Genomic DNA, 8,190 nt, shown 5'->3' on the forward strand with positions numbered 1-8,190 from the left:
CATGAAGATCAAACTTCTCATTACCATCATCTTATTTTCGTTACTGGCTGTTGAAAAAGTTCCTGCTCAGGGATATAAAATCAAAACAATTGTTATTGATCCGGGACATGGCGGTAGAAAACCCGGAGCATCAGGCAGTTTTTCGAAAGAGAAAGATATTGCGTTAAAAGTTGCACTAAAATTAGGTGTTTTACTGAATGAGGAAATGCCGGAAATTAAAGTAATTTTTACGCGTAAAACAGATATAGATGTTGATTTATACAAACGTGCAGAAATAGCTAATGACGCTAATGCAGATCTTTTTATATCCATCCATTGTAATTCTATGCCGCCAGGTAATAAGCATATCAAAGGAGTGGAAACATTGGTTGCAGGATCTCATCGGTTAAAGGAACAGGATGCGGCCATTAGGGAAAATGCCGATATTAAATTGGAGAAAAACTACAAAAGTAAATATGATGGTTATGATCCAGGCAATCCAAGCAGTTTTATTCTTTTATCGCTTTTAAAAAATACCTTTCGGGACAAAAGCATTAAATTTGCCAAATTAATACAGAACAGTTATATCAAACGGGATGAACGGCTGAGCCGGGGTGTTAAAGAACAGGGGGTTTTGGTATTGCAGCGCTGTGGTATGCCAGCAGTTTTAACAGAGGTAGGATTTATCTCAAATACAGAAGAAGAAAAATACATTAACTCACAAAATGGACAGAATGAGATTGCCAATTCTATATTAGATGCAATAAAAACGTATAAAAAAAATATTGAGGTAAAATAACTGGCATTATAAATGATAGTTATTTTAACTTTGGAAAAATATAAAACAGATACCAAACAAATAGTGCTGCCTTGATGTATTTATAAGGTTTAGCACCAAGAAATATTTACGCTCTTACAAGTGGAGAAAAACACTTCAATACTTGTAACCATTAAATAAAACACTCATGAAGATTAAGAACGAAACCAAAGTAGGTATTTTAGCTGCATTTGCCATTGCTTTATTAATAATTGGATATAATTTTCTGAAAGGAAATTCAATTTTTTCAAATGAAACTACATTATATGCAAAATACACAAGAGTTGATGGTTTAACAGTATCAAAACCAGTGCTTATTAATGGCTATCAGATAGGCCGGGTGGCCAAACTGGATTTGCAGGGAGATGGTAGTATTATTGCAACCCTGAGCATAAACAGTAAATATGAAATCCCGGAAAATAGTATTGCCCGTTTAGAAGGTACAGACCTGTTGGGCAGCAAGGCCATTGTCATGTCGTTAGGTAATTCAAAAAAAATGGCCGAAGATGGATACACCTTAAATGCCAATGTTGAAAAGGGTTTACTGGAACAAGTGCAACCGGTTCAAAAGAAAGCCGAATTGATTATCGGAAAAATGGATTCTATTTTAAGCAGTGTAAATTCTATCCTGAATCCCAACTTTCAGAAAAATGTTGATAAAAGCTTTAACAGTATCGCAGGTACACTAGCCTCATTAGAGACAACCTCGAAAAAAGTGGATGGTTTAGTCGGTTCAGAAAGCGCACGCATCGAAGCCATCTTTAAAAATGTAGAAGGAATTACGGCTAACTTAAATAATAACAATCAAAAAATCAGTGATATTTTAACCAATATTAATACCGTTACCGATAAGTTTGCTGCAGCTAACTTTAAACAGACTTTGGATAATGCTAACAATGCTATTGCTGATTTACAAAGTGTAATTTCTGGAATTAAAAGTGGAAAAGGCAGTTTAGGATTATTATTAAACGACGATAAAATGTATCAGAATTTAAATAATGCTTCAAAAAACCTGGATGAACTCATGATTGATTTAAAAGCTAACCCTAAGCGTTATGTACACTTCTCTGTATTTGGCGGTGGCAATAAAAAAGATAAGTAATTTAATTTTTATAATTCATAAAGCCTTACTGTGTAAATAGTAAGGCTTTTTTTATGCTGGTATATGCCAGACGCAAATATGCACAGAAAATGAATATTCACTCTTTTTGACCACAGAGGCCACCAAGAATAAAACAGAGGAAAATAAAATTGCTGGTAGAATAATTTTTAACCGCAAAGCGCGTAAGAAAAGTCGGCAGAGATTGCTAAGTTTCAAATGAGTAGACCGTATAAATGGAGGTAATTCCCTCCTATCTTCGTGAAACTGGTTTATTTTACTGTTCTATCGGTAATTAAACCGAAAAATTTTATCAATCTATCTGCAATTTTTTTTTTACCACAGCATGCAAAAGAATAAACAAAGAAGAAATATTGATTTGGACTGTTAAGTTGTCTTCCTGAGAGATAATTTATTGGATAAAAATCAATATAAATAACGTAACTAATTATTTATGCCATACAGCCCAGTCTTGCCTCGGCTCGCCGCCGCCGAAGGGCTCTTACTTTTTGGCATCAAAAAGTAACAAAAAATGCCGGCTGAAAATTTTTCTTTTAAAGCAAGTAATAGGGCTTGGTCAGTAGAATCCGAAAAATTTGTTAGGCCGGACTTAAGTAGAACGGAGACACAGTGCGAAGGCCTTGTTGGATGGAAATGCATATTTCATAAGTGACTAATTATCAAATAATTAAAAATTAACGTCAATGGTAGCTTGTCGAAGGACTTCTTTTAGATGTCTAAGAAAGCGTTTCGACCGGCTCAACGTGACAAATTCTAAGCGAATTATAATTTATGAGATAGCCTCTTTGTTTTTTATCCTTTTTAAACCGGCTTCCATGATCTCTACCAGCTCATCATTTAAATGGGCTGGTTCTATAATTTCAGCTATATCAACAAATTTAATGAACCAGCGTACAAAAGAAACAACAGGGAGGGAACAATCGAAATACATCAGCACAAAATCATCCGAAATTTCCTCTTCCCTGAATCCGAAAATCTGGCGGTCCCAGTATAAGTAGTGGGCGTATTTCCGATCCACCCTGAGTTCGATTTTCGTTTTGTTTTCAGATAATCCTTTATCACGGAACTCATGAATTGGCGGGTGTGAAATGGTAAAATTTTTTTCAAGTACCGAAACTTTTTTAATCCTGTCCAACCTAAAATTCCGGTAATCTTTCCTTAAATGGCAATAGGCTAAAAGATACCAGAAACCATGTTCGTAAAATATACCTATGGGTTCTACAGATCTGCCAACTGTGTTAATATCGCCACTTTTAAGGTAACTGATGTGAGTTATCTTTTTCTTTAAAGTGCTATTGAGCAATACATCGATAATGTTGGGCAGGTAATCATTGGATTTTAAATCATTTTTAAGATGTAGAGCATCTTCCAAATACAGGAAATCTCTTTTTTGATGTACCTGAAACGAACTTTTTATTTTAATCAGTGCGGCATCAAAATGTTTCTTAACAAATTCGGTTTCATGTTTCTGCATCACTTTTTCGGCAACCATCAAACTCAGAATTTCTTCCTGACTGAACCTGGAAGGCTGTAACCTGAAACCTTCCATAATGGAATAACCGGTACCAGCTTCATTTACGATCGGAATACCCGCCATGTCGAGGGCTTTTAAATCCCGGTAAATTGTCCTTAAACTAATTTCGAAACGCTTTTGCAGTTCTTCGGCAGTGACAACAGATTTAGACTGCAAAAGAAAAAAAATCTGTAATATCCGGTCAAATCTTTTGGTAATGTCCATTCATTAAAATGCAGATGATTATTATCAGTTAATTTAATCTGTTTACCTTTTTTGGGAACTCAAATAAATTCACTGCACTGCAAATTTAACAAACGCGGTGACAGCCTTATGTCAATGGCGACTTAATCTTTAATAAATTTAGCCTAATGTGTTTAACATCACCAAATACGGCGATTAAATCGAATACAATTGCGATTTCTATGCTTTTATTACATCCTCGGGTTCCCGAATGTATGTTAAACTATTGAATAAAATAAAGTTACTGCATAATTTTATCTTTTACAGTTTTGTTTTGCGTAGCGAATAATACACCACCAAGTGCTGCAGTTAAGAAAATGCCTTCACAAATCAATAAAGGTTTTTTCTTTTTAAAACCACTGTAAAAATTATGTGCAGCGATTACGCCAAGACCAACAAACTCAATATTGCGTTGCATTTTTTTAGATGCATCTTTATTTTTGATTAAAGCGATGCGCAATAACTTATCTATTAAACTGATGTTTTTGGAAACGCCTTTCCTGATCTGCCTTTTACTTGCCGGAGCACCTAATTTCTTTGCCGCACTTTGTAAACCTGTAGTGGTAATCTCATTAATTAAACGTGTTTTCGTATCATTTTTTTCCATATCGCTTTTCATGGGTTCTATTATTTTAACCCCACACAAAAGATATAGTTTTGATAAATTTGAGAAATTTTGATACTCCTAAATATAAGATATACCCTTAAGATATGGTAGAAGATCCATAGCCCTTCGCTTTGATCGGATTTTGAAGAAAACCTGTTGCTTGTTTTATTCCTAAATTAATGTTTGATCTTCAACATAGAGTGATGGATCATTTTTACGATAAAACCACGAGATCGATATCCTTCATGGCCAGATTTTTTAACAGCCCATTAAAAACTGCCGTACGTAAAATTACCTGAAAAATATTAAGATGAGGCTTACCGATACAGATGGTCGTAACTTCCTTTTCGGCAGCAGTATCGATGATGGTTTTGGTAATGGCATTGCTTTTTATTTTAATTACTTCGGCACCCAGTTCGGTAGCCAGTTTAAAATGGTTGATCAGGTGGCGTTGCTTATCCAATTTAATGCGTTCTAGGCTTTCGCTATCGCGCTGCACATACAGCACCATCCATGGCGATCGGTAATAGGAAGCCAGCCTTGCTGTTTTCCGGATGACTACTCCCGCTGTTTCGGCATTGGAAGAAATACAGGCCAAAAAACGTTCAGGCCTGAGCTTAATTGATTTGGGAATTTCGGTCTGGATTTTCCGTTCTACCTGATGCACCACCTCTTTTAAGGCTAACTCGCGCAGCTGAAGAATTTTATCAGATTGAAAAAAGTTACCCAATGCCCTTTCGATTTTCGATTGATCATAAATTTTGCCTTCTTTAAGGCGGGTAACCAATTCATCGGCCGTAAGGTCGATGTTCACGATTTCATCGGCAATTTGCAGTATCTTATCCGGAATCCGTTCGGTAATGGCGATACCTGTAATCTGCTCAATTTCTTCATTAATACTTTCCAGATGCTGGATATTTACCGCAGAAATGACACTGACCCCTGCTTCGAGCAGATCGAAAACATCTTGCCAGCGTTTGGTATTTTTACTGCCTTCGGCATTGGTATGGGCAAGTTCATCCACAATTACAATTTCGGGATGACGGTTCAGTATTCCTTTGAGGTCCATTTCTTCGATTTCTTTGCCGCGATAAAAGATTTTTCGCCGCGGAACAATTGGAATACCGGCAACAAGTGCTTCTGTTTCTATCCTTTTATGGGTTTCCACGTAGCCGATACAAACATCAACCCCATTCCGCAGCAATGCATGCGATTCCTGAAGCATACGGTAAGTTTTGCCCACACCAGCACTCATGCCAATGTAGATTTTAAGCTTTCCACGCCTGGATTTTTTAACCAGATCTAAAAAATGCCTGACCGATTCTTCTTTTTGTTCTTCCTGCATCGTCTTTACCAGATAATATTCATTACTCCTTTTTCCATCAATATCGCAATTGCGACAATCATAACCAACGTAAATAATAAGATCATAAACCTGAAAGAAATCTTATTGTAAAGCAGTTTAAAATATTGCGCTGTGGCATAACTTCTTTTTTTTGCACCTGCACTATTTCTTTTTAGAAAATTTAATTTTCGCATCATTAATATTCCTAAGAACGCTAACAACAGGCTGAATATGATTTCAATGTAAGGGTGCATACTTTTATTTTTTAAAAGTTCTTCTTAAAAGATTGGTTGCCATCTCAACTGGAGTGCAACGGAATGCCCGCCTGTGCGGACAGGCCTGCCCGTACAGGCGGGGAGAGATCTTCGAATTGAGTTAAAAGATTTCTCGACTGCGCTTCGCTCCGCTCGAAATGACGAAAACTGGGGAGATTAAAACGATACCGCAATACTTGCCGTTATACTCGCATTGCCATTTACCGCAGCGCCATCTCTTGCAAATATTTTGTCTTTACTATCGTAGGCTTTTCCTTCTAACCTTACAACCGCATTGGGTATCGGCGAATAATCAAGATTTAAGGAATAACCTTTCGTTTTAAAGCCTTCAGGTGTGCCTGTGGCAATAAAAATTCCGTTTTTATCTTCATAATACTCAAATCTTCCGGCAACGGCCCATTTTGGGGCAAACTTATATTGTGCAATGGCTACTGGAGAAATAACTTCGTTTTTATCATTGCTGCCTTTTTGTTTCTGCTGGGTTCCGTAATCAAATCCGAGGGTGATGCCAAATTTGTCAGTAAGCTGAAAGATACCATAAACATTATGGTAAAACCTGTTTACCCTTACCGAATCGGCACCTTCTGTTCCGAGATAATTGCTATAATTTAAAGTAATTTTATCGGTTGGTTTCCAGCTGAGCTGAAGTCCACCAGCAGGCTTGTTATTTCCATTTTGGCGGGTAATGCGTTGCCATCCGTTTAAGTACAAGGCGCTAGCGGTAAATTTACCGTCCTTGGTTCCGTAGGAAATTTTTGCACCGGATTCGTAATAAGGTGTATTTTCTGAAGCAATATTCCTGGTAAGCACCCAACAATCTTTCGAAACTGCACTTTCAAAACCGATGTGCGAAGAAAAGATTCCTGCATCGATCCAAAGATTTTCTGTTTTCGATAGTTTAACACCTGCATTTGCCTCAAAGATATTTTTTAAAACGCCAGGCTCGGCAGCCAGGTTGGCATTGGCATAGGTTCCGGCCATTACTGCCAAATTAGCCCTGATCATTCCGCTGTCATAAGCAGCCTTGATGAATCCAAGGTTCAGGTTTACTTCGTTTGTGCGGTTATGCGAATAAATAAAGCCCGGACGATTATGGTCTGCAGGTTTGTTAAAATCGTATCCATAATAGGCTTCAAGGTAACCGCTTACTTTAATTTTGGGTTCATCCTGCGCTTTTGCAAAAAATCCCGTAGTAAGGGTAGCGGCAAGTAATAGTATTTTTTTCATTTTATCTGATTGTTTTTATTGGGCAAAGCATGAGGCCATTTGCATGTTTGAGCCAAATACATTGTTATTGTTTTTTTTAGGATATTGTTTTTGTTAATGCTCCCCCGCGGCCGTCATTGCGGGGAAGAATGACGCAGCCTGCCGGCAACAGGCTGGCAATCTTTCTGCTATCATCAGCTTTCAATAAAGATTACTTCAACCAATGAAAAATTGGTTTCGCAATGACGACGTTGAAAGAAAAAACTCCATTTAAAGCGCATCAAGAGCAAGATTTAATTTCAGCACATTTACTGATGAAGGGCCGAATAAACCCATAAATGGTTTAAGCGTATTCATGGCCACCAGTTCTTTCACTTTTTTCACATCGATTTTACGGGCTGCGGCAACTCTGGCAACCTGAATAGCTGCACCTTGTTCCGAAATATTGGGGTCAAGTCCGCTTCCTGATGCAGTAACCATATCTGCAGGGATATCTGATTTTTTAATGCCCGGATTATACTTCAACAAAGTATCGATCCGTGACTGCACCTCTTTTAAATAATCCGGATTGGATGGGCCTTTGTTAGAACCGGCAGACCCGGCGGCATTGTAAGCCACAGCTGATGGCCGTCCCCAGAAATATTGCGGTTCGGTAAATTTCTGCCCCAATAACACATAACCTACCGTTTTACCATTTTTTGTGATTTTTTCTCCACCACCATTTCCTTTTGCCATTTTGCCGATAAAGGCTACACTAATGGGATATACAACGCATAACAATACCAATAATACCAATGTTAAGCGGATAGATTGAATGATATACTTTTTCATTTTCTTTTCTTTTAAAATTCTTACTCCATTTGTCATCCCGAATTAATTCAGGACCTTAAAGCGCCTGCATCAAGATTTTTCGCTGCGCTACCATTGACGTTAATTTTTAATTATTTGATAATTAGCCACTTATGAAATATGTATTTCCATCCAACAAGGCCTTCGCACTGGGTCTCCGTTCTACTTAAGTCCGGCCTAACAAATTTTTCGGACTCCACCGACCAAGCCCTATTACTGGCTTTGAAAGAAAAATT

General features: G+C 37.5%; 8 protein-coding genes. 2 read left to right on the forward strand and 6 right to left on the reverse strand.

Annotated elements, in window-relative coordinates; translation table 11 throughout:
- Position 1: 1 nt before the first annotated feature.
- Positions 2–778 (forward strand): N-acetylmuramoyl-L-alanine amidase, encoded by a 777-nt coding sequence (locus tag QZ738_RS11980; RefSeq protein WP_293787809.1) that lies wholly within the window; start codon positions 2–4, stop codon positions 776–778.
- 166 nt (positions 779–944) lie between these two features.
- Positions 945–1,898, forward strand: a complete 954-nt coding sequence (locus tag QZ738_RS11985; RefSeq protein ID WP_293787811.1) for an MlaD family protein — start codon at positions 945–947, stop codon at positions 1,896–1,898.
- 787 nt (positions 1,899–2,685) lie between these two features.
- Here QZ738_RS11985 and QZ738_RS11990 read toward each other — a convergent pair.
- From QZ738_RS11990 to QZ738_RS12015, 6 genes are all read right to left on the reverse strand, one after another.
- Positions 2,686–3,654 (reverse strand): YafY family protein, encoded by a 969-nt coding sequence (locus QZ738_RS11990; protein ID WP_293787813.1) that lies wholly within the window; start codon positions 3,652–3,654, stop codon positions 2,686–2,688.
- 259 nt (positions 3,655–3,913) lie between these two features.
- Positions 3,914–4,291, reverse strand: a complete 378-nt coding sequence (locus QZ738_RS11995) for a hypothetical protein (RefSeq protein WP_293787815.1) — start codon at positions 4,289–4,291, stop codon at positions 3,914–3,916.
- A 202-nt stretch (positions 4,292–4,493) separates the two neighbouring features.
- The gene (locus QZ738_RS12000) at positions 4,494–5,624 is read right to left on the reverse strand and encodes a sensor protein KdpD (protein ID WP_293787817.1); all 1,131 of its coding nucleotides are present in this window, start codon (positions 5,622–5,624) and stop codon (positions 4,494–4,496) included.
- Positions 5,625–5,629: 5 nt separating this feature from the next.
- Positions 5,630–5,878 (reverse strand): hypothetical protein, encoded by a 249-nt coding sequence (locus tag QZ738_RS12005; protein ID WP_293787819.1) that lies wholly within the window; start codon positions 5,876–5,878, stop codon positions 5,630–5,632.
- 177 nt (positions 5,879–6,055) lie between these two features.
- Positions 6,056–7,126 carry a porin gene (locus QZ738_RS12010; RefSeq protein ID WP_293787821.1) on the reverse strand — a complete coding sequence of 357 codons (1,071 nt, stop codon included), beginning with the start codon at positions 7,124–7,126 and terminating at the stop codon, positions 6,056–6,058.
- Positions 7,127–7,375: 249 nt separating this feature from the next.
- The gene (locus QZ738_RS12015; RefSeq protein ID WP_293787823.1) at positions 7,376–7,936 is read right to left on the reverse strand and encodes a K(+)-transporting ATPase subunit C; all 561 of its coding nucleotides are present in this window, start codon (positions 7,934–7,936) and stop codon (positions 7,376–7,378) included.
- Positions 7,937–8,190 lie beyond the last annotated feature (254 nt).

The sequence above is a fragment of the uncultured Pedobacter sp. genome (genome assembly GCF_913776295.1).
GTDB lineage: Bacteria > Bacteroidota > Bacteroidia > Sphingobacteriales > Sphingobacteriaceae > Pedobacter.